Annotated in this window: 20 protein-coding genes; 14 read left to right on the top strand and 6 right to left on the bottom strand. The window is 45.8% G+C overall.

Annotation, left to right across the window (positions count from 1 at the left end):
- Positions 1-14 precede the first annotated feature (14 nt).
- On the bottom strand, positions 15-1400 hold the full coding sequence (gene cysG, locus JV36_RS0106730) for a siroheme synthase CysG (protein WP_032095671.1): 1386 nt from the start codon (positions 1398-1400) through the stop codon (positions 15-17).
- A gap of 125 nt (positions 1401-1525) precedes the next feature.
- On the bottom strand, positions 1526-3283 hold the full coding sequence (locus tag JV36_RS0106725) for a DEAD/DEAH box helicase (RefSeq protein WP_032095672.1): 1758 nt from the start codon (positions 3281-3283) through the stop codon (positions 1526-1528).
- 226 nt (positions 3284-3509) lie between these two features.
- Between JV36_RS0106725 and prsT the strand changes: the two genes are divergently transcribed.
- Positions 3510-6296, top strand: coding sequence for an XrtA/PEP-CTERM system TPR-repeat protein PrsT (gene prsT, locus JV36_RS0106720; protein WP_032095673.1), 2787 nt, complete (start codon positions 3510-3512; stop codon positions 6294-6296).
- A gap of 111 nt (positions 6297-6407) precedes the next feature.
- Here prsT and JV36_RS0106715 read toward each other — a convergent pair whose 3' ends face one another.
- Positions 6408-7241, bottom strand: a complete 834-nt coding sequence (locus JV36_RS0106715; RefSeq protein WP_032095674.1) for an ion transporter — start codon at positions 7239-7241, stop codon at positions 6408-6410.
- 398 nt (positions 7242-7639) lie between these two features.
- Positions 7640-9013: an outer membrane channel protein TolC gene (tolC, locus tag JV36_RS0106710; protein ID WP_032095675.1), complete on the bottom strand. Its 1374-nt coding sequence runs from the start codon at positions 9011-9013 to the stop codon at positions 7640-7642.
- Between the two features lie 309 nt (positions 9014-9322).
- Here tolC and nudF point away from each other — a divergent pair, with 309 nt between their 5' ends.
- The 7 genes from nudF (at position 9323) to JV36_RS0106675 (ending at position 18030) form a co-directional block, all read left to right on the top strand.
- Positions 9323-9949 carry an ADP-ribose diphosphatase gene (nudF, locus tag JV36_RS0106705; protein WP_032095676.1) on the top strand — a complete coding sequence of 209 codons (627 nt, stop codon included), beginning with the start codon at positions 9323-9325 and terminating at the stop codon, positions 9947-9949.
- A gap of 41 nt (positions 9950-9990) precedes the next feature.
- Positions 9991-10386 carry a DUF1249 domain-containing protein gene (locus JV36_RS0106700; RefSeq protein WP_152561526.1) on the top strand — a complete coding sequence of 132 codons (396 nt, stop codon included), beginning with the start codon at positions 9991-9993 and terminating at the stop codon, positions 10384-10386.
- Positions 10383-11165, top strand: coding sequence for a metallophosphoesterase (locus tag JV36_RS0106695; RefSeq protein WP_032095678.1), 783 nt, complete (start codon positions 10383-10385; stop codon positions 11163-11165). The genes JV36_RS0106700 and JV36_RS0106695 overlap by 4 nt, the downstream gene beginning before the upstream one ends.
- A 106-nt stretch (positions 11166-11271) precedes the next feature.
- Positions 11272-11853, top strand: coding sequence for a YqiA/YcfP family alpha/beta fold hydrolase (locus JV36_RS0106690; RefSeq protein ID WP_032095679.1), 582 nt, complete (start codon positions 11272-11274; stop codon positions 11851-11853).
- A 144-nt stretch (positions 11854-11997) separates the two neighbouring features.
- Complete coding sequence (gene parE / locus JV36_RS0106685) at positions 11998-13893, top strand: DNA topoisomerase IV subunit B (RefSeq protein ID WP_032095680.1); 1896 nt, start codon at positions 11998-12000, stop codon at positions 13891-13893.
- Between the two features lie 230 nt (positions 13894-14123).
- Positions 14124-16190, top strand: a complete 2067-nt coding sequence (locus JV36_RS0106680) for a YncE family protein (RefSeq protein ID WP_032095681.1) — start codon at positions 14124-14126, stop codon at positions 16188-16190.
- A 544-nt stretch (positions 16191-16734) separates the two neighbouring features.
- Positions 16735-18030 (top strand): hypothetical protein, encoded by a 1296-nt coding sequence (locus JV36_RS0106675; RefSeq protein WP_032095682.1) that lies wholly within the window; start codon positions 16735-16737, stop codon positions 18028-18030.
- A gap of 96 nt (positions 18031-18126) precedes the next feature.
- Here the strand turns inward: JV36_RS0106675 and JV36_RS0106670 are convergent, their stop codons facing one another.
- Entirely contained in the window at positions 18127-18450 is a 324-nt protein-coding gene (locus tag JV36_RS0106670) for a hypothetical protein (RefSeq protein WP_032095751.1), read from the bottom strand.
- Positions 18451-18606: 156 nt separating this feature from the next.
- Between JV36_RS0106670 and JV36_RS0106665 the strand changes: the two genes are divergently transcribed.
- The gene (locus JV36_RS0106665) at positions 18607-18798 is read left to right on the top strand and encodes a hypothetical protein (RefSeq protein WP_032095683.1); all 192 of its coding nucleotides are present in this window, start codon (positions 18607-18609) and stop codon (positions 18796-18798) included.
- Between the two features lies 1 nt (position 18799).
- Here the strand turns inward: JV36_RS0106665 and epmB are convergent, their stop codons facing one another.
- On the bottom strand, positions 18800-19825 hold the full coding sequence (gene epmB / locus JV36_RS0106660; protein ID WP_032095684.1) for an EF-P beta-lysylation protein EpmB: 1026 nt from the start codon (positions 19823-19825) through the stop codon (positions 18800-18802).
- 36 nt (positions 19826-19861) lie between these two features.
- On the opposite strand from epmB, the gene efp reads away from it, so the two are divergent.
- From efp to JV36_RS0106635, 5 genes are all read left to right on the top strand, one after another.
- Positions 19862-20431 (top strand): elongation factor P, encoded by a 570-nt coding sequence (gene efp / locus JV36_RS0106655; RefSeq protein WP_032095685.1) that lies wholly within the window; start codon positions 19862-19864, stop codon positions 20429-20431.
- Positions 20432-20588: 157 nt separating this feature from the next.
- Positions 20589-21569 carry an elongation factor P--(R)-beta-lysine ligase gene (gene epmA, locus JV36_RS0106650; RefSeq protein WP_032095686.1) on the top strand — a complete coding sequence of 327 codons (981 nt, stop codon included), beginning with the start codon at positions 20589-20591 and terminating at the stop codon, positions 21567-21569.
- 395 nt (positions 21570-21964) lie between these two features.
- Positions 21965-24481, top strand: coding sequence for a TonB-dependent receptor (locus JV36_RS0106645; RefSeq protein WP_032095687.1), 2517 nt, complete (start codon positions 21965-21967; stop codon positions 24479-24481).
- Between the two features lie 246 nt (positions 24482-24727).
- On the top strand, positions 24728-25387 hold the full coding sequence (locus tag JV36_RS0106640) for a hypothetical protein (RefSeq protein ID WP_032095688.1): 660 nt from the start codon (positions 24728-24730) through the stop codon (positions 25385-25387).
- A 37-nt stretch (positions 25388-25424) separates the two neighbouring features.
- Positions 25425-25928, top strand: a complete 504-nt coding sequence (locus JV36_RS0106635) for a GNAT family N-acetyltransferase (protein WP_032095689.1) — start codon at positions 25425-25427, stop codon at positions 25926-25928.
- Positions 25929-26010: the final 82 nt, after the last annotated feature.

The raw sequence follows: 26010 nt of genomic DNA, 5'->3' as shown, positions 1-26010 counted from the left end.
GCCGCCCGTTAGGATCATTGTTGAAACCAGTTAAGCTCGTTATGCAGGTTTACTACGGTACCCACAATAACCAGCGTCGGCGGCTTTAACTGCGCTTCTTTTTGCCTAGCGCATATGTCGGTTAGTGTACCAATAAGCACACGTTGGTCATCGGTTGTTGCCTGCTGTACCAAAGCGATAGGCGTAGTAGCAGGTAAGCCATGCTTTATAAGTTTTTCGCAAATAATAGGTAGCCCGGTTAGCCCCATGTAAAATACTGCGGTTTGATTTTTGTGCGCTAATGCAGACCAATTCAAGTCGATGGTACCGTTTCTTAAGTGACCTGTAGCAAACACCACCGACTGAGCGTGATCTCGGTGGGTAAGTGGTATGCCTGCATAACTTGAAGCGCCACTTGCCGCGGTAATACCCGGTACTACCTGAAACTCAATGCCGTGTTCAATAAGAGTTTGAATTTCTTCACCGCCGCGCCCGAATATGAACGGATCGCCGCCTTTTAATCTGACAACACGATTGCCTTTTTTCGCTTCATCCACCATCAACTGATTAATGTCATCTTGTGGGAGGGTATGATTGCTCATGGCTTTTCCCACATAGATTTTTTCAGCGTCTCTGCGTACCAGTTCTAAAATCTGAGGTGATACTAAGCGGTCATAAACCACCACGTCGGCCTTTTGCATTAAGCGCAGTGCGCGAAAGGTGAGTAGGTCCGGATCGCCAGGGCCTGCTCCCACAAGGTACACTTGCCCAGTCACTTCCTTATTCTCTGCGGCTGCTTGCAAGGCTATTTCAAAGGCCTTGTCTGCTTTTTCGTCTTGCCCTTTTTCAACCATCTCGGCAATGTCGCCATCTAGCACATCTTCCCAGAAATACCGACGGGCAGTGACGCCATCTAGGGCCTGTTTCACTTTGTCTCTGAACTTCTCAGAAAATGAACCAAGTCTGCTGAGATTGGCGGGCAAAACGGTTTCTAACTTCTGACGTAAATAGCGTAACAAGACCGGGGCAACGCCACCGCTACTCATAGCAATAATGATAGGTGAACGGTCTACGATGGAAGGTGTAATAAATTGGCACAAGGGGGTGTTATCAACCACATTCACCAGTACCTTCTGCTCGCGACCTAGGTCGTGAATGTATTGGTTTACATCGGGTTTATCGGTAGCAATAAACACCATGTCTTTATGCGCTAGGTCACTATCGATAAATTCACGTTCTATTAAAGTCACCTTGTCACTCTTTGCAAGGGCTTTTACCGTATCGCATACCCACGGCGCCACCACGGTAATGGTTGCCGGCGTTTTCATGATCAGTTCAAGTTTGCGAGCAGCCACTTCACCTGCACCAACAATAAGGCAGTTTAGCGAACGAGCATCTAAAAATAGGGGAAAGTAATCCATCAAGGGGCACATAAAAAAAAAGAACTAACGCTATTTTGCGCTAATTCTTTTTAATTAGAAACAACGAAATCAGCCTTTATATTCCACAACGTTATATAAAGGCGGAAGTTGCTTTTATTTCGATCTTACGACTTGCGACGTGCGCGGTTATCACGACTGCGGTTTTCACCACGGTTGTCGCCACGCTCACGCTTTGGTGGCGGTGTATCCGACCACTCGCGAAGGTTGAGTCGTTGCCCCGCCACTCTTGTCGCTTGAAGCGTAGAATGGGTTTCTTTAGGCATGCCGCCTGGCAAGTCAACCGTACTGAAGTTGTCATATATCTCGATAGCACCAATGTTCTTCGAGTCAATGTTAGCTTCGTTCGCAATAGCGCCAACAATATTACCCGGCTTAGCACCGTGTACATGGCCTACTTCTATGCGAAAACGCTGCATACCTTCATCTGGCTTGCGATTGCCACGAGGGGCTCTTGGCTTTCTGTCGCGACTTTCACGTCCACCACGGTCATTGCGCTCACGACTATCGCGAGGTGGCTTGCTGTTAAGGTCTGGACGATCAGATTCTTTAAGCACCAGTGGCTCATCGCCTTGAGCTATTTTGATCATTGCAGCAAGAAGCACTTCCGGAGAAGCTTCATTTTCTTCTTTGATCATCTCAACAATTGGCATCAACGATTCAATGCTATCGTCTTGCGTTGCTTCCATTACCGACTGCTTAAAGCGCGTAAGACGGGTCTGGTTGATTTCGCTAATTGAAGGAATAGGCATTGCTTCAATAGCCTGCTTCGTCGTTTTCTCAATAGAGAACAACAAGCGTTTTTCACGGTGAGAGATAAACAGAATCGCATCACCCTGACGACCAGCACGACCTGTACGACCAATACGGTGAACATAAGATTCACTGTCATACGGAATATCGTAGTTAATAACGTGACTAACACGTTCAACGTCAAGACCACGTGCAACAACATCAGTGGCTACTAAAATATCGATCTGGCCTTGTTTTAGCTTATCAACAGTTCGCTCACGGGCAGACTGTGGAATATCGCCGTTCAGTGGCTCTACATCAAAACCGCGTGCTGAAAGCTTATCTGCTAATTCAACAGTGGCTGTTTTGGTGCGAACAAAGATAATCATGCCGTCGAATTTTTCGACTTCCATAATACGCGTAAGCGCCTCAAGTTTATGATGAGGAGCAACTTGGCAAAAGCGCTGACGAATGGTGCTCGCGGTGCTAACTTTTGACGCAATTTTTACGTGTTTTGGATCCTTGAGATAACGCTGTGTTATCTTCTTGATTGGTCCAGGCATGGTTGCTGAGAATAACGCCGTCTGCCGCTCGGCAGGTGCATGGCTTAGAATAAGCTCTACATCATCAATAAAGCCCATGCGAAGCATTTCATCAGCTTCGTCAAGCACAAGGAATTTAAGTTCGCTTAAATCCAATGTTTTGCGCTTAATATGGTCAATGATACGACCTGGAGTACCTACTACAACCTGAACGCCGCGCTTAAGCTGACGAATTTGGTTGTCGTAAGACTGACCGCCGTATACTGGAAGTACTTTAATTTTTTGACTAAAGCTCGCATAAACCTGAAATGCCTCTGCAACTTGAATAGCTAATTCACGAGTTGGGGCTAATACCAGTAATTGCGGCTTACGTTGCTCAGGATCGATATTTGCCAACATGGGCAGGGCAAACGCAGCGGTTTTTCCTGTCCCTGTCTGTGCCTGACCGAGTAAATCGTGACCTTCAAGCAAAAGTGGAATACTCTCAGCTTGGATAGGTGACGGTTTCTCGTAGCCAACTTTTTCAATGGCTTGTAAGAGAGGTTCTGGTAAATTTAGGTCTTTAAATGTCATGTCGACAGTTGTTGTCATTAAGGGTCCTGATGTTATTAGTAAGGAGGGTGCGGCATACGAGAGTAACGCCTGAAAAACGTTGAAGTGTGCCTGCAGTGTTGCAAAAAAACATATTATATTCGAATAATGGTCAGGTTGCCATGAAATTGCACAATAATGCTGAAATAATGACCAAGTTTTGCGGATGGCGGCAGAAAAACAATAAAGTTTTTGAAGAATTTTCGAAATAGGGCAAGGAATTACCATGAGTAAAAACAATTCAAATAAAATATTTAAACGCTCTTCTGTAGCAGTGCTTCTGCTAACAGCTCTATTGTCAGGGTGCAGTGAAAAATCCATGGAAAGCCATTTGGCTGACGCCCGCAACTATGTATCCGAGCAGCAGCCAGATGCCGCCATAGTCGAATATAAAAATGCAATTCAGAAATCTCCTAATGCGGCCGCTCCTCGTTTCGAACTCGGTAAACTGTATCTACAAACCAATAATTTTGTCGCAGCTGAAAAAGAACTCAACAAAGCCATGGAGCTTGGTTATGCCGCCAGCGAAGTCATTCCATTGCTTTCGGTTGCCTATCAGCAGTCGGGGGCAGAAAATGCCCTTTCAGAGGTGGATTATCGCGCAGAGGGCATGACGGCGGTTGAGTCTGTCGAAGTGGGTTTTTATAAGCTACAGGCGTTGCTGCAGCTTAATAAACGAGAAGAGGCAGAAGCGTTAATTGCCGACCTATCTACTATCGATACTAGCTCAGTGTACAAAGGGCTTGTCGATAGCTACGTATTTGTACTCAACAATGATGTAGAAGCTGCCATTGCTTCTACAGAAGCATTACGAGAACAGGCTCCCACCAATAAAGACGTGTTGCAGCAACTTGCGAAGCTTTATTTACAAAGCGGTGCGCCTGAGAAAGCTGCCGTAGTGTATGGGGACTACCTCAAAAGCTACCCAGACGATACGGCAAGCAAATTTGCCTATGCAGCACTGTTGATTGAATTGCGAGCGCTTGATACCGCAGAGCCCGTAGTAGAAGAATTGCTCGCGCTTAACGATAGTCACCCGCTGCTAAATACGTTTAAAGGTATTATTGAATCTGCTAAGGGGAACTATGCACAAGCGTTAGAGCGCTTGGAAATTGCCGTGCAAAACGGCAGAAGCGATCAGGTTGTGCGCTTGATAGCAGGTTTCAGTGCATATCAAATACAAGATTTTGAATCAGCTCAGCGCCACCTCACCATGATTGCCTCTAGCTTACCTGATAACCATCCTGGCCTTCGTATGCTGGCAGACAGCATGCTGCAATTAGGTGAAAACGATAATGCGTTAGAAATTTTAGAGCGCGTTGAGGGTGAGCAAAACTCAGACGCAGCGCTTTTTTCTAAGGCAAGCTATCAGCTACTTATCGACGGCAACATGGTGGGCGCGAAACAAATGGTTGAGCGCTCACAAGAAATTAGTACCTCAGCTGAAGACCTCGCTCGTTTAGGCGTTTTACAACTATCGCTGAATGACGTGGCTGGGCTAGTTAATTTGGAAGAAGCGGTAAATCAAGCGCCAGAGTCGGCCACTACACAAAGCACGCTAGTGCGGGCTTACATTGCTACCCAGCAGTTAGATAAAGCAAAAGAAGCGGCAACAAAATGGGTAGAGCAATCCCCAGATGAAGCGCTTCCGCTAGTTTACTTAGGTGGAATAGCAACGGTAGAAGGCGACTTCACTAAAGCAGCGTCTTATTTTGATGATGCAAGCACTCGGGAAGGGGCTAAAGAACAGCTCGTTTACGCGCGCACTCAACTACTTATTGCACAAGGCGACAATGAATCTGCAACGGCGTTTATTCGCGCTTTTATAGATGACAATCCGGCAGATTTAAGGGCGTTAACGATGTGGTACGCATTGGCCGCCGAGCAAAAAGCAGTGCAGCCGGTCATTAATCATGTAAAGAGTGAGCTTGATAAGGCGCCAAACTTTATTGAAATGCGTTTACTACTTGCACGGCTTTATGCGTTCAATAACGCCATAGAAAAAACGGTAGCGCTGCTTGCTAACGTTGAAGGAAATAAAGAAACGCCTATGGCGTTTTGGAATATAAAAGGGCAGGCGCTCATTGCTGCTAACGATGTGAAAGCCGCAGACACCTTTTTCGACCGATGGTTGTCATTCTATCCGCAGGATAAAAGTGCTGTATTAGGCAAGTTGTTAATCTTAGACTCGCAACGACAGTTTACCGAAGGATTGGCGTTATCAAGTCGAGTGTTAGAAAAGCGACCTGATGCACAGATTAGTTTGTTAAAAGCCTATTTTCACAGTCGCATAGGCCAAAGTAAGCCCGCGTGGAATATTATCAATGCAAGCGCTGACGGTGTGAAAGAGCTGCCGTTTGTACGGGGAATTATTGCGCGCTTACACCTTATTGATAAAGCGCCAGAGCAAGCCGTTAGTCATGCTGAAGCTGCCTACGACGCCACGCCAAACTCTGACAATGCCATGTTGCTAGTGGCGTCTTACGAAATGTCAGGTAAAGGCGAGCAAGCTCTTAGCCTTTTAGAAAAGCATGTAGCAGAAAATGCGAATGATATTTCAAGCAGTATGCTGTTGGCAGAACGCCAAATTAGGCAAGACAGAAAAAGTGCGCTTGCAACCTATGAAGCCATTTTAGCGCAAACCCCCGATAATTTTGTGGTATTGAATAACCTTGCCTACCTAGCGTTTGAAGATAATGATTTGTCTCGAGCAGAAACCTTAGCGAAAAGAGCCGTGGCCTTACGCAGTGACAACGCTGATGCCGTAGACACGCTTGCCCAGATTTACATCGCTAAAGGCGACAATGACGCTGCGCTTTCTTTGTATGAGGAAATAGCAACGCGACCGATTGCCAATGAAGAGGTGTACTTGAACCACGTCGAACTTCTTACAGAACTTGATAAAACGACACTGGCGAAGCGTCGTTTGCTAGCAAGAGAGTTTAAGGGTGAAGCGTCAAAGCAACGCGCAAAGGCACTAAGAGCCCAGCTTGGTATTAACCTTGACGAATAATTAAATGCGCTAGTTAACAAAGCCACGTAATAAACGTGGCTTTTTTGTCTCTTACTAATAAGTAAGGCTAACGGTGAAAATCACAAGTAATAACCCGCTTACAACCAACCTTTACGATTTATCACCCTGTTTGAGCTGTGCCTTAATCTCGTTAAGTTCGGCCATGACGTCTTTTAAGGTTGGCTCAACATTACCTTGTGCTTCTAGCTCGGCGAGTAACTCGGCTTGTTTTTCTGCTCGGGCCTTTTCGTTTTCTCGCTCCATGACGTTCACCACAATACCAATGACCATGTTGAGAAAAGCGAAGGCCGTGAAGAAGATAAACGTGAGGTAAAATATCCAGCTTAGTGGATACACTTCTTGGGTTTCGTACATGACATCGGTCCAATCCTCGAAGGTCATTATCCGAAATAAGGTGAGCATGGATATGGTGATATCGCCCCACAACACGGGGTTAATATTTTCGAACAAGGTACTGCCGATGGCTGCATAGATATAAAAGATAATAAACATCAGCAGCATAACGTAACCAAGCTGGGGCAGCGCTTTAACTAACGACACAAGAAGAATACGCAGCTCTGGAATGATGGATATCATCCTAAGCACCCTAAATACTCTGACTAAACGTGCGATAAGCGCAAGCTCTGCGTCATCGGCAGGTATTAAGCTAATGATGACAATTAGGGTGTCGAACCAATTCCAAAAGCTTTTGAAAAAATGCATTTTTCGCTTCTCTGCAAGAAAGCGAATGGTAATTTCAGTAAGAAAAAACGCACTAATAAACCAGTCGAGAAAAACCGTGACTGAGGCCATGCCGTTGGGCAGCTCGTAGGTTTTAGCGCCTACCAAAAGGGCCGAAACCACAATGACGCTAACAACAAATATTTCGAACCACTTATTGGCTCTTATGCGTTCAAATTTATTCTGTAGTACAGAGGCTTGCATCTTTAAAAATCACTCGAAGTAAAACAAAGTTAAAGTTAATTAGTGGCTAGTTTTAGTGCTTATATTCACCGCTCAATGTTACGCAATGAGCCAGCTTGGGCGAGCCAATCACGGGAGCACTATATTAGTCGCTTTATCTATCCATCGAAAATAAGGCGGGCATTATCATGGATGATGTGAGACCCGTGTTGCAAGAAAAATTGCTAGGATGGCTTAACATTGCTAGGTCGTCTTTGTAGCACTGATATTAGGTTTGAAATGACACGGCGCTTTTTAAGGCATTAAAAAGGGTAGCATATCGCTACCCTTGATTGTCTTGCTAACCGCCCAGTCCTATTGCTGACCGGGGGCTCTTGTTACCGCGATTGACTATTTCAAACCCGACAAGCACAAGTACTTTAGCTGTCTGATGACATGTCCATAGGCTTAAGGCCGCGGTTAATCATTTCAACATCTTCTGCTGTTAACGTTCCCGCTGCCTGTTTAAGCGTAATCACTGACTGTACAAAGTCGTAGCGAGCGCCAGCCAAGTTACGCTGTGCATCAAATAAGTTACGAGTACTATCGAGTACGTCAACAACAGTACGTGTACCCACATCGAATCCTGCTTCGGTAGCTTTCAAGGCACTGTCTGCAGACACAACAGATTGTTCTAGCGCGCGTATGGTCGAAATAGACGCTTTTACGTTGTTAAACGAGCTACGAACTGATTGTACGGTCTGACGATAAGTCTGCTCTGTTGCCTGACTAGCTGCAACGTAGTTGAATTTAGCCTGGTCTGTCTGAGAGGTTACTCTTGAGCCCTGGTAAATAGGTACGTTAAGCGACACATTGATTGACTGGCTGTCTAGGTATGGCGTTTCAAACTGCAATACCGGGTTTTCAATCTCATCTTTGCTTCTTGTGGCATTCGCAGATAACGAAAGCGTTGGAAGGTGTCCTGAGCGAGCAATGGAAATATCTTCTTTTGCGATATCCATTGCGAAGCGATTTACAAGCAACGCAAGGTTTTTCTCTTCAGCAGTTTCTAGCCAGTTCGTCACATTAGCTGGCGTTGGCATAGTCGCAGAGAAATTCTCTGTGTTTAGGCCAAACAGCTTATCGTGGTATTTACCGGTGATGACGCGAAGAGCTTCTAATGCAAATTCAAGTTCGTTTTTAGCCTGAATTTCCTGCGCTACTGTGCGATCAAAGTTTGCCTGTGCTTCGTGAACATCGGTAATTGCCGTTAATCCAACTTCAAAGCGCTGGCGAGTTTGCTCTAACTGACGCTCAATAGCGCGCTTTTCTGCACCAACAAATTCAACGTTGTCTCTGGCGCGCAGCACGCCAAAATAAGAGGTAACGGTACGAACAATAACGTCTTGAATGCTGGATGCAAGCTGTGCATCGCTTTGTTCCGCAACTTTCTCAGCGCGGTTTAAACCAAGCCAATTCGCATGATCATACAGCGACATCGACATTTGTAACCCATAGCTGTAGCTATCAACGTCGGTTTCAAACACAACAATTTGTAAATTATCAGCGTTCGAACCTAAGGTTTGAGCGCGCTCAGACGTTGAGGTGTTGTAGGCTACTGAGCCTGAAATTTGAGGAAGAAGATTAGCTCTGCTAATGCTTATCCCTTCGAACGCTGCATTGCGTTGCGCTTTCGCTTGGTTTACCAGCGGGTCGTTGGCGAGTGCTTGTTGATAAACCTGCATTAGGTCATCAGCGATCGCGCCCGTGGTTATCGACATGCCGATTACCAGCGATAGAAGTGTTCGTTTCATGCTTACGTTTTCCTGTAGTGTTCGAGTTGTGTCGGCTCACCCTACCTACTGTACCCGATAGTGCCGACTAGTTAAAACCAAGTGTATGAAAATTCAACCACAAACCAAAAGTCCAAACTCGTAACAGTATTGCTTTAACTGTAACAGAATATGTGATCTACCCACGCTCATTATTTTTATATAAACGACTTGTAACTTGAGTTTTCTGTTATTTAAACATTTAAATTGTCGCGTTTTTCACGCGTATACATGTGTGGTGTGCAAATGTAGACTACATGATAAATCTATTTGAACCATAAGTGTCAGCAAATGAGCAAGGAAATCCTTTCGTTTACCTCAAATGACGTTGAAATTACCGAAGTTAGCCCTGTTTACCGCGGTTTTTTCACCATGAATCGATACATTTTTAGGCACAAATGCTTCAACGGCGAATGGAGCGATTTGGTCAGCCGCGAGATTTTTGAGCGTGGTCATGCCGTGGGTGTACTGCCTTATGATCCAATAACCCAAGAGTTTGTACTCATTGAACAAGTGAGGATTGGGGCATTGCCAACGTCTTCAAGCCCTTGGTTAATAGAAATTATTGCCGGCATGATTGACGAAGGGGAAACTGAAGAAAATGTTTGCCATCGGGAATCGATGGAAGAAGCGGGAATAGAGCTCGATAACCTCACTAAAGCATTAAGTTATTTATCGAGCCCGGGCGGCACAACAGAAAGGTTACATATTTTTATAGCGAAGACCGATGCCACTAAGGCACAGGGTATACACGGCTTAGAGACTGAGTCTGAAGATATCAAGGTGCATCGAGTCAAAGAAAATACCGCACTTGAATGGCTGGAAACTGGTCGTATAGACAACGCTGCGGCGTTAATTGCGCTACAATGGTTCTTCATGCATAAAACTCAACTTCTAGAGCAGTGGAAAACACCGTGACTTATCGTACACAACGAAAATACATTCCTCATCTTCCTACCATGCAGGCAGTATGCGAGGTGAACTATGCGCACATTCTGCGTATTTTGCCCGATTGCGACACGGAAGATTTGAGCTATCGTTTCTCGATTGGTAAGCATTTGGCGTACGAAATTAAAATAGTTGAGTCATCTCGCTACACCAGCTCGTTAAGTATCAAGCAAACCACAAAAGACATGCCGGATTACTTAACTCCGTCGATGACAGTGCGTTTGTACCACGACGCCAGACTGGCTGAAGTGATTAATAGCCAAAATACGGGCGCGCTGGAGCCTTCTTATGAGTATCCTAATTTGAAGATGCGCCAGCGAAACGAGAAGCAGATGGTGAACATCTTTCTGGCTGAGTGGTTAGATTTTTGTTTAAAACACACTCCAAAGGTAACCTCTGAAGCGTGAAAACAGTAATACAGTTTAGCGACTGCCATTTATTGCAAGACACTTCAAGAAAGGGCTATTGCGGTATTTCTCCCTATCATTCGCTAGAACGCCTTCTTAGGCAGTTAGCCCAAAGCGGCAATACGGAAAAAGTGTCACCTGATGTGGCTGATGTGGTGTTAATTACCGGTGATATTAGTGGCGATGATTCCCCTGCAAGCTATACCCATTTTCTCGATTTAATGGAACGCTTTGTGGATGTACCTTGGTATGTCATTGCTGGTAACCACGACGCAAACCCCCATTATGACGAATATTTAGCCCCACACATGCTGTTAGCTGATTCTCCACTTCACATTGGAAACTGGTGTATTCACGGCCTAGATACTCGGCCAAAGCAAATGGCCAAAGGAGCGCAGGGAGAAATAGACACTCTTGAGCTCACATGTATTGAACGCGCGCTTAGCGCTCACACGCATCAACATCATTTGCTTGCCCTTCATCATCATATTTTGCCGTCAAATAGCTGGATGGATAAGCATAACTTAGTGAATGCAGAACGTTTAATTGAGTGGCTAGATAGCGTGAAGGTGATAAACCATATTATTCACGGGCACGTGCACTCTCCACTTAGGCAGCAAGTAGGCAGAGACAACATTAATAGTTTCGGGTGCCCCTCAAGCTGCTGGCAATGGGCAATGCAAGCTGATTTCGGCGTGAGTAACGAGCAGCCTGGGTATCATCACATCTGTCTTTATGACGATGGCGAGGCCTCGGTGAGTATTAAAAGACTGAGTTAATCGAATACAAAAGAGTATGTCTTTTACATAAGACGGCCTTTTACCAAAGCATATTTTAAAAATAACATTCAAAAACACCACTTTATTGTACAAACAGGGACGCAACATGCAGCACATATTGTATCTTCATGGATTTCTAAGTTCTCCATCATCGGTTAAGGCGCAGGCAACCAAAGACTATTTTGCTGCCCATCATCCAGACGTTCAGGTTCATATTCCTGCGCTGTCTAATTTTCCGAGTAAGGTAGAAGCACAGCTCACCGCGTTAATTGAGCAAACGCCAGCGCTTTTAACCAATGGCCTTAAAGTCATTGGCAGTTCAATGGGCGGCTATTTGTCCACGTTTCTAATTGAAAAATATTCAGGAAAAGCTGTGTTGATTAACCCTGCAGTGCGACCTTACGAACTGCTTCAGCAATTTATCGGCCCTCATGTTAATCCTTACAGCGGTGAAAAGTTTACTATTGAAGCATCCGATATTGATGTGATTAGAGCACTAGATGCCAACACACTGAGCGAGCAAAAAGCGTATAAGGTGTTGCTGCAAACCAATGATGAAACCCTCGACTATAGATTGGCAGCCGCAAAGTACGCCCTAAGCGAATTAGTCATAGAGGAAGGGGGAGATCACAGCTTTGTGGGTTATGAAAATCATTTACCTGGCATTGCAGATTTTCTTCTCGATTAAGATATATGAATAGAGGGTAGGGGCGGCAACAGGTCAACGTCGTTGCCAGGATTAAATCGCCCTGCTACCATCTTTTTACCTTGCGTTGCAGATGAACTCTGCGTACGTTTACTCATGTTTCTGGCTTAAATAATAACCATAACTATGTCAAATCAATATAATTCAGATGCTATTGAAGTTTTAAATGGCCTCGACCCGGTTAAACGCCGCCCTGGTATGTACACCGATACTTCACGTCCTAACCATTTAGGGCAAGAGGTTATCGATAACAGTGTGGATGAAGCGCTTGCTGGTCATGCGTCTAATATCAAAGTTATCTTGCATGAAGATCAGTCTTTAGAAGTGATTGATGACGGTCGCGGCATGCCTGTAGACATTCACCCTGAAGAAGGTGTGTCTGGGGTAGAGCTTATTTTGTGTAAGCTGCATGCCGGTGGTAAGTTTTCAAATAAAAACTATGCCTTTTCGGGCGGGTTACACGGTGTTGGTATTTCGGTAGTCAATGCATTGTCCCATCGCGTAGAGGTCACTATTCGCCGTGATAGCAACGTGTATCAAATTGCCTTTGAAAATGGCGACAAGGTAGAAGACCTTCAGATTATCGACACCTGCGGTAAGCGCAACACAGGTACGCGGGTGCATTTCTGGCCAGACTCCCAATACTTTGATTCTGCCAAGTTTTCTGTCAGTCGATTGCTGCACAACCTGCGGGCTAAAGCCGTATTAAGCCCAGGTCTTCGCATTCGTTTTGACAACAAAATATCAAAAGAAAGCCAAGAGTGGTACTACGAGGATGGCTTAAAAGATTATCTTTATCAAGCGGTTGAAGCATTCGAAACGCTACCCTCTGATACGCCGTTTGTCGGTAGCTTTAAAGGCAACACTGAAGGGGCTGACTGGGCTGTGATGTGGCTGCCAGAAGGCGGTGACCTTATTACAGAAAGCTATGTGAATCTTATTCCTACAGCGCAAGGTGGTACTCACGTCAACGGAATGCGCCAAGGTCTGCTGGAGTCGATGCGCGAATTTTGTGAATTCAGAAACCTGATGCCACGTGGCGTAAAGCTATCCCCTGATGATATTTGGGACCGCTGTGCCTATATTTTATCCACAAAAATGCAGGACCCTCAGTTTGCAGGACAAACGAAAGAGCGGTTATCTTCTCGCCAGTCTAGTGCTTTTGTGTCTGGCGTAGTGAAAGACTCGTTTAGCTTATGGCTAAACCAGCATACGGACGTTGCCGAAGCCCTTGCTGAAATGTGTATTAATAATGCTCAGCGTCGGTTGCGTCAAACCAAAAAAGTCGCACGCAAAAAAGTGACTCAGGGCCCCGCATTACCCGGAAAGCTTACCGACTGTTCATCACAAGATATTAACCATTCAGAATTGTTTTTGGTGGAAGGGGACTCTGCGGGAGGCTCTGCCAAGCAAGCTCGCGATCGTGAGTTCCAGGCAATTATGCCCCTTCGAGGTAAAATTCTTAACAGTTGGGAAGTCGACTCTTCTCAGGTGTTGGCGTCTCAAGAAATTCACGACATATCGGTGGCTTTGGGTATCGACCCAGATTCAACAGATTTGTCTGGGTTGCGTTACGGTAAAATTTGTATTCTGGCAGATGCCGACTCAGATGGACTGCACATTGCCACCTTGCTATGTGCGCTTTTTGTAATGCACTTTAGAACGCTAGTAAACCAAGGTCACGTTTACGTTGCTATGCCTCCTTTGTTTCGAATAGATGTGGGCAAAGAGGTGTTTTATGCGCTGGATGAAAGTGAAAAGCAGGGCATATTAGATCGTATTGAAGCAGAGAAAAAGCGCGGCAAAGTAAACGTACAGCGTTTTAAAGGGCTAGGGGAGATGAATCCGCTCCAGCTTCGCGAAACCACCATGGACCCTAATACCCGTCGCCTCGTTCAGCTCACTATTGATGACGCTGAAGACATGATGGAATTGATGGATATGCTGTTAGCGAAAAAGCGCTCAGGCGATAGAAAAACATGGCTTGAAAGCAAGGGGAATATGGCTGAAGTAGTGTTGTAGATTCTAGGGCGTGTTGATTTTTGCTGCCCAAAACTTGTACAGCAAAGATCAACACGCCCTTGTTTCCGTGCATTAAAAAAAGAAAGTACAGTGATGTGCTTTCTTTTTTTTATCTTTTTTATTTTTTTTTAATATCTGTTGCATCCAATCGTTATTTTCGGTCGTTTGGCTTTTTGAACAGGACGTGAGTTGTACAACGTCACTACATCAAAAAGACAACGGAGACGGTTATGGATTTATCAAATACTTCACAGCGCAATATCAAACTTTCACTTCTTGCAGCGGCAGTTGTGTTTTCTCTATCAGCTTGTAACGGCGATGATGGTGCAGATGGCGTTGACGGCGTAAATGGCGCCGATGGTCAAGACGGCGCGCCAGGACAAGACGGAAGCCCAGGTTTTGCAGCTGCGACCTTTTTAGTGGCTAATAATGGCGATAGCAATCGCAATACCGTATCAACGGTAGATCAAAACGCCAGTGTTATTAACACAGTATCAACCGGCGCCAATGAAGGCGTTGCGTTATCCCAAAGTAATACGCTGTTCCAAGCAGGAGATAGCGACCTTCCTCTTATTCGCTCATTCTGTTCATTTACAGGAAACAGCGACTTTGATGCAAACTTTGGTCATGACATCACCGGGGCAGAAACTGGCCTAGTAAACCCTAAAGGTATCGTATTTGCTGAAGAAGCCGGCCTTGTCATGGCTGCCGACTTTAATGGTCAACGAATTAGTGTTTTCGGTGGTCAAGCTGCAGGAAACGTAGAGCCTATTGCCGAAATTATGACCTCTGCTCGACCTTGGGATTTAGCGTTTGACGAAGACGCTGATCGCTTGTTTGTGGCGTTAACTGACGGCACAGTTGCCGTGTATGACGATGTCACTTCTTCTGGTTTTGCGCCAACGGTAACCAGAACGATTGTTCCATCAGACGCCGACGGCAATCAAATCTCAATCAATCTTCACGGTATTGTGTATGAAGCAATGTCTAATCGACTCGTGGTGTCAGATGTGGGTGATGCAAGTGTGGCTGACGATGGGCAGTTGTTTGTCATTGAAAGTGCAGCATCTGCTGATGGCATGATAGTACCCACACGAGTAGTGGGCGGCGCTAGCACGCAATTAGGTAACCCTGTTGATATCATTTTATCGGGCTCTGACCTTCGTGTTGCCGAAAAATCGAATGACGCAATTTTAGTATTTTCAAATATCTTCACCGGTGCGAGTGGCGATGTTGCGCCAACGCTTTCTACACCATCTGTTAAGCCAGAGTCTCTTGTTGAGTTTACTGACGCAATAGTGAAGTGGGATGCATCGGATGACGGTATAACCACAATGCCAATCTCAGGGCTTTCTGTATCAAGTAATCCATCTGCAGAAGGCGATACCACTGGGCAGGTTGCACAACTTAGTGCACTTTTAGGCAGCGAATTACGCAGCTTTGATAGCGGCATGAGCATAGAAAGTGCGTCATATACATCGCAAGGCGATGGCGTTATTACCTTCGACAACCCAGATACATCAACAGGCGGGCTATTAGTGGTAAATCGACTTGCCTCAAGTCGTGATGGCATGATGTACAGCGACAGCTATGATCATATGATAGCGGGCGCGAATACCGGGCTTATTGCCCCTAAAGGACTTGATATTGCATCAACAGAGGGCCTTGTATTTGTTGCCGATGTGAATGAGACAACACCTGCTGTACGCGTGTTTTCACCCTGCGCATCCGGTGATGTAGCGCCACTGTTAACCCTTGAAGCATCAAATGGCGCTCGCCCATGGGATGTAGATTATGACCCAGCAACTGACAGCGCTTACCTAGCGCTAACAAACGGTACGGTTGCTGTGTTTGAAGAAGTAGTACGACGCTTGAACAGTGGTGAATCTGTACTAACAGGTGAAGACAGACTCATTGTACCGGCAAGTAGTGGTACTGCGTTTTCAGCGCCTACTAACATTCATGGCATCGACTATGACAGCCAAAGCGATAGCTTGGTCATCTCCGATGTTGGCAGTGCGGCCGACGCTACCGATGGCAAGCTTTATGTTATTTCAGGTGCGCAATCGGCAGACGGCATTACCGACGTTTCGGTAAATATCGCTGGCCCATCGTCAATGCTTGGGAACCCCGTTGATTTAATGCTAAGCAACGGACATGTGTATGTGGCAGAAAAATCGAACGGCGCTATCTTGCGATTCGATAATATCTTGAACGCAGACTCAGGCGATATCGCGCCTAGTTACAGTGCGTCTTTCACTGCACCTGAATCGGTTTCGGTACTGCCTATTTACTAAGACTAAAACTCACATAGATATACTGAGTAAAAGGCCTGACGCTAACGCGTTGGGCCTTTTTGTTAATTGCGACGCCACGCTGCTAAAGGCATTGCTACTCAGTTTGCGCTTCGGCGAAGGTTTTTTATCGCTCACCGAGCTGCCTCTTCTATCAAGGTGGGTTACTAACAAAACTATTAACGGGAGCGATTTACAGGGCCATACCACTATTACAGCAAACTGGTAACATTGCGTTACGAATTAGCTCGTTATTTGTTGATACACAGCGCTCAAAATAGGTTTTAATAATGGGCAAAGTAGTGCGCGAATTCACTAGTGCGTAAATAGAGCAGCTCGCAAATAAAGAGGCGCGCAAATAAAATGATGCGATAATTTTTGATATTATCAGAAAAAAGGAATTTATCACCGCGTGTAAAAAACGCTTGTATGGTAACGTATAGCAATCAACTGCTGCCTGCAATGAAGCAAGCTCTACTCCATTGATTCAGATGCATTACATGTCAGCTCCCCGTGTCACGATTAGTAAAGGTTTACTACCACGAATATGATCTTGCGATTTTTAAAATGGTTTTTTATTGGTTTAGCTGTAGTTGTTTTTCTTGCGCTTGTAGGCGCGACAACGCTCACTGTAATGGCCGTTCAAACTACACCGCTGGTTTCAAGTAGTGCATCAAGCCAACTTGATGGTGCCGACAGTGTGAATGCATTGCTCAGCCAGCTACAACGCGCTTTTTCCCGCCGAGAAGAAGGCCATCAATTGACCTTAAGCGAAACACAGGTAGAGAGCCTGGTAGGCGTGTTGCAGCGCGCGCTGCCAGAGTTTAAAGGGCAAGTTAATATAACCTCAATGGGCGGAACGGTAAGCGTCACCTACGCACTAAAAGATACTGGCTACTTTTTTAACGCCTCTGCCTTAGTGTTGCCCGGCGATAGCCTGCGCATAGAACATGTGCAGGTGGGGAGTTTGAGTATTCCCGGAAGATTCTTACTCGACGTGATTGAATATGCTGTCAATAGCTACACCGATACAGAAATTGCCTCTATAGCCCTTAGCCGCGTAGAAAAAGTATCTATGCAGCAGGGTGAACTCACGTTAGAGGTAGGGCGTTTAGACACGCTGCTCGTAGAGCTAAACACAGTAGCATCTAACTTATCCGTAGACGAAGAAACCGAGCTGCAAACACTTACCGCCTACTACCTCAGGTATATTTCGGGTAGGGAAATCGCTTTATCTGCAAGTCCTGTATCGCTGACTGAATACTTGCGTGAAGGCATGGCCAGAGCCCGTGAACAAAGTACATCATCAGCACAAGCGGTATTGCACAATAAGGCTGTAATACTCGCACTGGCCGCCTATGTGGGGCACCACCGAGTTGGGCATCTTGTGGGTGACATTCAGCCGGATAAAGACAAAGCCCTTCGTCCTCGTTCTGGCGCAGTTTTGCATAATCGCAATGATTTGGCGCGACACTTTATTATTTCTGCAGCATTAGAGCTGCTATCAGAGCAAAGTATGTCCTTTGCTATCGGGGAGTTTAAAGAGTTGATGGACCGCGGGGCTGGCGGTTCTGGATACAGCTTTGTTGATTTAGTTGCTGATATGTCCGGCACGGCCTTTGCCCAAACCGCCGCATCGCCAGCGCACGCTGAAAAGGTTCAAAATGCCCTTGCCCGTATTCGCAGTGAGAGTGACATTATCCCCGCGATTGACGATGTGCCAGAGGGGCTCAGTAAACAAGCTTTTACCGAGCAATATGGTCGTGTGGACAGCGACGCGTATTTACGTGAAGTACAAAGGCTAAAGCAGCGCATAAAGCGTATCCCGCTTTATGCTAATTAGCGCTCACTTCTTACACTAGAGAAGTATAAGAGAACCACAAGGCTAGCGTAAGATAGACGTGGAATAAGCTTTAGGCCGAGCTGACTCGGCTAAGCGTTAGTTCTGAGGCTTACTGGCTAGGCTTTGTTGAAACTGGGTAACGGTGATAAGCGCTAACTCTATTTTCTTCACTAGCGGAGCAAGTGCTGCCTTTGTTTGCTCTTCGTTCATGTCTTTCATGGCTTGCCAATCTAACGCTATTTCTTCTACATAGGGAACAAAGCGCTTCGACGACGTTGTAAATCCACTGTCAGAGGCAAATACGGCTGAAAATTTACCTTTCTTATCCTGCTGCAACACGTCTAATGCTTGGTCGGCATCCACGGCTTTTCGGTAAAGCGTTTGCATGGTCTCTTGAAGTTGTTGGTTTACGGTTTGCATTTCTTGCATGAAAACGCCTTTAATTGCTTGATGTAAATTTGATTTTGAAATTGATTCAAAAACTGATTAAAGTTTCGACGGTTTTTGCCGATACACCCTAAGGTGGGCAATTTTGCCCATTTTTTCACTTTGCTACAAGCAACAAAGGAAAACGGTATGGAACTACAAGGTGCAAACGCCTCTGCAGCGTCCGGTGCTTCGCTTGAATTGGCTTCTCTTAAGTTGGCAAAAGGCCAACAAGAACAAGAGGGAAAAGCGTCGCTTCAGTTGCTGGAATCAGCCGCTGACGTACCAAAAGCATCCTCTTCAAACCCCGCGTTAGGCGCTAATATTGATACTTTCGCGTAGGTCAGGGATGCAAATGTAAGTCGATAGGCGTTTTGCCGGGTTGTCCCCCAATTTCTCTCACGAGTTTGGGCACTAAGAATCCCGGCAGGCGCTTTATCGCTTGCTCCATAATAGCCCTTCCATCGTCATCACTCACATAGAAATGACTCGCCCCCTGCACTTTGTCGAGTACATGCAAGTAATAAGGCAATACGCCTGCTTCAAAAAGCCGCTCGTTCAGCGCGCAAATGGCATCAGCACTGTCATTAATTCCTTTCAACAATACAGACTGATTCAACAGGGTTACTCCTTTGCTTTTAAGCGGTGCCAGTGCATCGACTAACTCGTCGGAGATTTCATTTTCATGATTCGCGTGAAGCACTAATACCTTTTGAATGGGTAGCTCGGTAAACCAATCTTTAAAGGCACTGCAAATTCGCTCAGGTAATACCACAGGCAATCGCGTGTGGATTCGAAGGCGCTTTACGTGGTCGATTGCTGCAATTTCTGACGCCAACCACGCTAGGTGATCGTCTTTTGCCATTAATGGATCGCCACCAGAAAAAATGACTTCGTTAATGTCTGGGTTATTGGCAATGTACGATAATGTGTCTATCCACTGCGCTTTGCTAACGGCATTTTCTGCGTAAGGGAAATGACGTCTAAAACAATATCGACAGTTTACTGCGCACCCGGTGCGAACCATCAGCAGCACGCGAGAGTCGTACTTGTGCAACAGTCCTTTGCCTGCTGTGTCATGTTCTTCCAATGGGTCTTCATTGTAGTGAGGCGACGTTAAAAATTCATCGCTCAGCGGCATAACTTGCAGGAGCAGTGGATCGCTTGGATTCCCTTTTTCTATTAATTCCACAAAATGACGGGGAACACGCATAGGAAATAAGCGCCGTGCTTTTATGTGCTGTACGTATTTTTTCTCATCTAAATGCAAATGACTTAGCAGCTTCGAGGGGTCCGTAAAGCTTCTTGATAATTCTTTTTGCCAGTTATGCTCTACAGAAATCGCTTTTTTAGGTATTATTTGTTCCACGAAACTTTTTGCACCTTATGTTTAGACAGAGGAATTATGGCTAATTACAGCACTAACGAGTTCAAAGGCGGCCTGAAAATCATGCTGGATGGCGAACCTTGCAACATTTTAGAAAACGAATACGTAAAGCCTGGTAAGGGCCAAGCGTTTAACCGCGTAAAAATTCGCAAGCTTATTTCAGGTAAAGTTTTAGAAAAAACGTTCCGCTCTGGTGAATCCGTAGAAGGCGCAGACGTTATGGATACTGAGCTGGCCTATCTATACACCGACGGCGAATTCTACCACTTTATGAACAATGATACATTCGAACAAATTGCGGCTGATGAAAAAGCAGTGGGTGAGAATATTAAGTGGTTGGTAGAAAATGACGTTTGTACTATTACGTTGTGGAACGGTGCCCCAATTACGGTAGCGCCACCTAACTTTGTCGAGTTAGAAATTACCGAAACTGACCCAGGTCTTAAGGGTGATACTGCTGGAACCGGTGGTAAGCCTGCAACCTTGACTACGGGTGCCGTTGTACGTGTACCTTTGTTCGTTCAAACGGGCGAAGTTATCCGTGTAGATACACGCTCTGGCGAATACGTGTCACGAGTTCAAAAATAAGTAGCGTTTAAATAAGTCATGCTTAAAAAAGCATCGCTTAATAATCAGTAACATTGCCAAAAAGCGTGTTACTAGCAAGGTTCAAAAACCGGTATGTTCACGTACCGGTTTTTTAATTTATGGCTTTCATCTTCTTCTTAAAAGCGTTGGCGCGACTATGAAACATGAGCAATCTTGGCAACCTACCACCACCCATAAAACCAGAGTGGCGAGAGCTGAATTACTTCGTCAAGTAAGGGCGTTTTTCCATAGCCGTGACGTTCTTGAAGTAGAAACCCCAGTGCTATCTGCCGGAACCGTTACCGATGAGCACATTGACGGGTTTAACACTGAATTTTTGTACGCTAATACGGGAAAGCCCGTTTCTTTGTTTCTTCAAACATCGCCTGAATATGCAATGAAGCGACTGTTGTGTGCACAGAGCGGTGCCATTTACCAAATTGGCAAAGCATTTCGTCACGAAGGGGAAGGGCGGTGGCACAACCCTGAGTTCACCATGCTGGAATGGTATCGACCAGGTTTTGACCACTTAATGCTTATGAAAGAAGTGGATGCCCTTTTACATGAGGTGTTAGGCGCAACAACTGGTAGTGAAATGATCACTTACCAAAATGCGTTTATCGCTCATCTTGACATAGACCCGCTCACCAGCCCAACAAGCTCAATTCATCAAAAAATGCTCGAATGCGGTATTGATATCGATGGCATAGAGAGTCTATCAAGAGATAGCCAGCTGCAGCTTCTGTTTTCCTATTGCATTGAACCTAAGATAGGTCTGAAAGCGCCGTGTTTTGTTTATAACTTTCCTGCCTCACAAGCAGCATTGGCGAAAATAAGTCCTTATGACAGTCGCGTTGCCGAGCGCTTTGAAGTGTATTTTAAAGGTATTGAACTAGCTAACGGGTTCAATGAACTGAGTGAACCCGCTGAGCAGCGAGAGAGGTTTAATCAAGATAATAAAATGCGCGCGTTGTCAGGGTTGCCAGAAAAACCTATCGATGAGCACTTCTTGCAGGCGCTAGAGTCGGGGCTGCCAGAGTGCGCAGGCGTTGCCCTTGGCATAGACAGACTGTTGATGCTGAAAATCGGCGCCTCACACATTCAAGAAGTCATTAACTTTCCCGTTAGCCGTGCCTAGCAAAATAAAGTAAAGCACAGGCTTACACACTACAGTCTTCTATTCCAATAAAGGCTTCTATTCCAATGAAGGAAAGGCCAATCCTTGGTCATTCATTCTCCTACTCAAGCATAAGTTGGTCTTGTTGAGGTGCTCTCCTTATTGCGTCCATTGCCTCCGCTACGGACGTCTCTAGTGCTGCTTCTTTCGAAATCACTATTAATAAACCTCGCCTATGCGTAAACACTTCAACACGCTTCATCGGCTAATGGCTGCTTTGCTGCGATTATTTGCTGTTGACTTTATATCCCGCATGCTGAAAAATGTTATAACATCACATATTGCTCAAGCACACACATTGACAATGCCGTAGAAACGGTAAAATCACAGCTAAAGACACTCAGTAGAGGAAAATAATGAAAATGCGTTCGTTACTAAGCATTACGATAGCGGGATTACTCAGCGCTCCGGTTTTAGCAACCACAGTGACGGGAACTGTCACAGATACTTCAGGTAAGCCAGTAGAAGGCGCGGAAGTTAAAATTGAAGGCACGCGCCGCATAGCAATTACCGATGAAAACGGCATCTATCGTTTTAACGATGTAAAGCAACCTCATATCCATTTACATGTTTATTCAAGCAACTACATTCATGGTGATAACGACCTTGGTGATGTGAGTAGCGATCAAAAAGCTGACTTTGTGTTACAGCCTGCGTCGGTAGAAAACATTGTAGTGACGGCAACAGCGCTGCAGTCATCTGTGCTTGAGTCAGTAACGCCTGTTACTGTTATTGGTGCTGAAAAACTTCGCAAAATTGAAGCGCCTACTCTGGGTGAAACGCTTAAGAATACCCCAGGGGTACACAGTACCTATTTTGGCCCTGTTTCAAGCAGCCCTATCATTCGCGGCAACGATGGCCCGCGCGTAAAAATTGTACAAAACGGCTTGGATGTCTCTGACGTGTCTCGCGTTGGTCCAGATCATAATGTGGCCACCACGTTGGCAAGTGCGACTCAGGTTGAAGTGCTTCGCGGTCCGGCAACACTTCAGTATGGAAGTGGTGCAATTGGCGGCGTAGTTAACGTTGTTGATAAGCGCATACCGCAATACCAAGTAGACGGTGTTGAGGGTGAAGTAGAAGCAAGCTACAGCACAGTAAACGAAGGTAAATATACCCGCGGTGATGTGACTGGCGGGCAAGGTAACTTTGTTTGGCATGTTGACGGTTTTATCCGTGATACAGAAAACGCAGACATTCCGGGTTTTGCATCTCTTGAGCCAGATGATGACGAGGAAAGCGGCGAATTAGAAAGTAGTGCCATGGAGACAACTAACATTGTTGCTGGGCTGTCTTACGTTGCCGAGGAAGGCTATTTCGGTTTCGCCGTTGAAAAACTCGACAACGAATATGGTGTTCCAGGCCACAGTCACGGTCATGGCGACGAACACGATGAAGACCATGACGAGGACCATGATGAAGGCTTAGACGATGATCATGATGAAGAGCACATGCACGAAGAAGAAGGTGTGCTGCTCGATGTCGATATGACTCGTTACCAAGCCGCAGGTGAGTGGCACTCGCCAATTAAAGGGCTAACTAACCTGAAATTCGCCGCTGCCTACACCGATTACGAGCACGCTGAAATAGAAGACGGCATGCCGGGAACTGTGTTTACCAACGAATCTACTGATATTCGCCTATCGGCTTATCATGAAGAAGTGGCAGGCTGGCACGGTGTGTTTGGTCTGCAGTTTACATCAAGCGATTACACCGCTGTGGGTGAAGAGGCGTTTACGCCAGCTAACGTGACAGACAGCTTCTCGCTGTACCTCATCGAGCAAAAGAAAGTGGGTGATGTAACGTTTGAAATTGGTGGTCGTTTAGAATCAACCTCTATTGATGTTGCAGACAGTGAAGTAGAGCTTGATGTGTATCATGACGAAGATCACGAGGGTGAAGAGCACGAAGGTGAGGAACATGAAGGCGAAGAGCATGAAGCTCACGGCACAGAGTTTACGTTCCCAGAATATGACTTCACAGCAGTATCCCTTTCTGCAGGTGCGAACTGGGAGTACACCGACGGCCAGTCAGTAGCGATTACGCTTTCTAGAAGCGAACGTGCTCCGAGTCAGCAGGAGCTATTTTCTGCCGGTCAGCATTTGGCAACAGAAAGTTATGAAGTTGGGCTTGTATTCGACCTAGACGAAGAAGGCCATATTGAAGAAAACTTAAAAGGGGTGACTGAAGAAGTTAGCACTAATTTAGACGTGACCTTCCGTAAGTTTACTGGCGATTGGGGCTATAGCGTTTCTTTGTTTTATAACCAAGCCGACAACTATGTTTTCCAAACTAACACGGGCCTAATCGCGTTATCTGAGCATGAAGAACATGGTGATGAACACGACGAAGAGCACGAGGGAGAACTTGAAGGTGAGCACGAAGGTGAACATGAAGAAGGCCATGAGTCGCACAGCGATGAAGGCTTGCCTGTTTACTACTTCCAGCAAGCCGATGCGGACATTTGGGGGCTTGAAGCGCAAGCGTACTTCGACCTTAATGATGCGTTCCGTTTGACCGTGTTTACCGATTATATTCGCGCGGAAATAGAAGACGACAATTTGCCACGTACTCCGCCAATGCGAATTGGTGGTGAGCTAAGTTACGTTAACGGCGGGCTTAGCGCAGATGCTGGTTTTACTTGGGTTGACGACCAAACTGATACCGCGTCTTTTGAAACGGCTACAGACGGATACACCCTGTTAAACGCCAGCGTTCAGTATGAGTTTGCGAGTCAAGGCATCGATTGGGTTGTGTTTGCTCGAGGTGATAACTTGACTGATGAAGAAGCGCGAGTGCACACGTCTTTCCTTAAAGACCAAGCGCCGCTACCAGGTAGAAATATCAGCGTGGGTGTAAGAGCCTTGTTCTAATCATTAATGATGGGCTGTTTTTAGTTTATCGCTAAATAACAGCAACATGCCATAAGGTAGACGCTGTAAAGGCGGTACTTTTTGAGGTTATCGCATTAAGGTAAACTCAAAAGGTACCGCCTTTTTTTATGACCTCGTTTTAATGAATCTGAGCAAGCATGTTGGGCTATGAGGCTGTAAACTTAAATTGCGAAGGAGTAAGTTCTGTTATTAATAGTCACATCATAAAACCATACAGGAGATAGTGTGAACAACGCTGATGCACCCTCTGCACATGATATTGTTAATTATTTAAACGGGCTCGATGAGTCTCATATCGTTCTTGGCTATGGAAGTTTGTTAAGCCGCGACAGCAGAGAGCGCTTTTCGGGTATAAAAACCTACGGCATTCCTGTAATGGTAGATGGGTTCGAGCGTGCCTGGGTAACAAGAAGTATTCAAGAGCAGCAAACCTACGTTGGGGCAATCAAAAACGCCGCTAAAAAGCTGAATGCGCAACTGATCCCCGCTCAGCTCAATCCTGCGCTGCAAGAACGAGAAAAAGACTATCGATTTACGCAAGTGTCGCCAGAGCAAATTGCCTTCGACGCTACAATGGACATACATAGCGAAACAGCCCTTTATGAAGCCCTCAGCGGTCGGACATTATGGGTATGTGAGACATTGCACTGTAGCCCTGCGAATGATCAGTTCCCGGTAAGCCAAACTTATGTTGATACTTGTTTAGCCGGATGCTTAGAGCACGCAGGCAAAAAGGCCGCCACGGATTTTGTGACGCATACCTCACTGTGGGATCACCCACGAGTCAACGACAGAGTGTTGCCTAAATATCCACGGGCTGCCAACGTAGATAAGACCATACAAGACAAAATAGACACCATCTTATCGAATAATCTACTATCTTAACTTCTTTCCTATAATAAACGGTTAGGGTGTCATTAAGATGAATATAGGGTTTCAGGGAACACGAGTTCGGCTGCGGGCGCTCAGCTTTGAAGACAAAGAATGGGTGTTAGCACTGCAGCAAGACCCTCAGTGGGTAAAGTTCATTGGAAGTCGCGGAGTCGATTCACTTGAAGATGCCTGCGACTATATTGCCCGTACTAATGCCCAATGCAAAGAATGGGGCTACGGACTGCTTGCTATTGAGCACAGCGAGACTGGGCTTCCATTAGGGGTCTGCGGGCTGTTTAATCGCTTTGCATTCACCTGCCCGGATTTAGGTTTTGCCCTGTTGCCAGAAGCGCGAGGACGAGGCATTTGCCAAGAAGCTTGTGAACTCGTGATTCACTGGGCGAGAAATCAAGGTTATCGCTTTCTCACGGGAATGACTCACCCAGATAATACGCGCTCTCAGGCGCTGCTGACGAAATTAGGGTATGAAAAACAAGGATGGTATTTTGATAAGTCATTCCCTGTCCAGGCGCTTTACTGGCTGTCGCTTTAGGCAGTTGGGCTTAAAAACCTGGGCTTACAAACCTAGGCTTGCAAAGCATTCGCTCTTTGCTTATTAATAAAATGGCAAAGAG

The sequence above is a fragment of the Alteromonas sp. LOR genome, from assembly GCF_000753865.1.
GTDB lineage: Bacteria > Pseudomonadota > Gammaproteobacteria > Enterobacterales > Alteromonadaceae > Alteromonas.
Note: the sequence above shows the minus strand (reverse complement) of the source record. Positions and strands in the feature narration are given on the sequence as shown.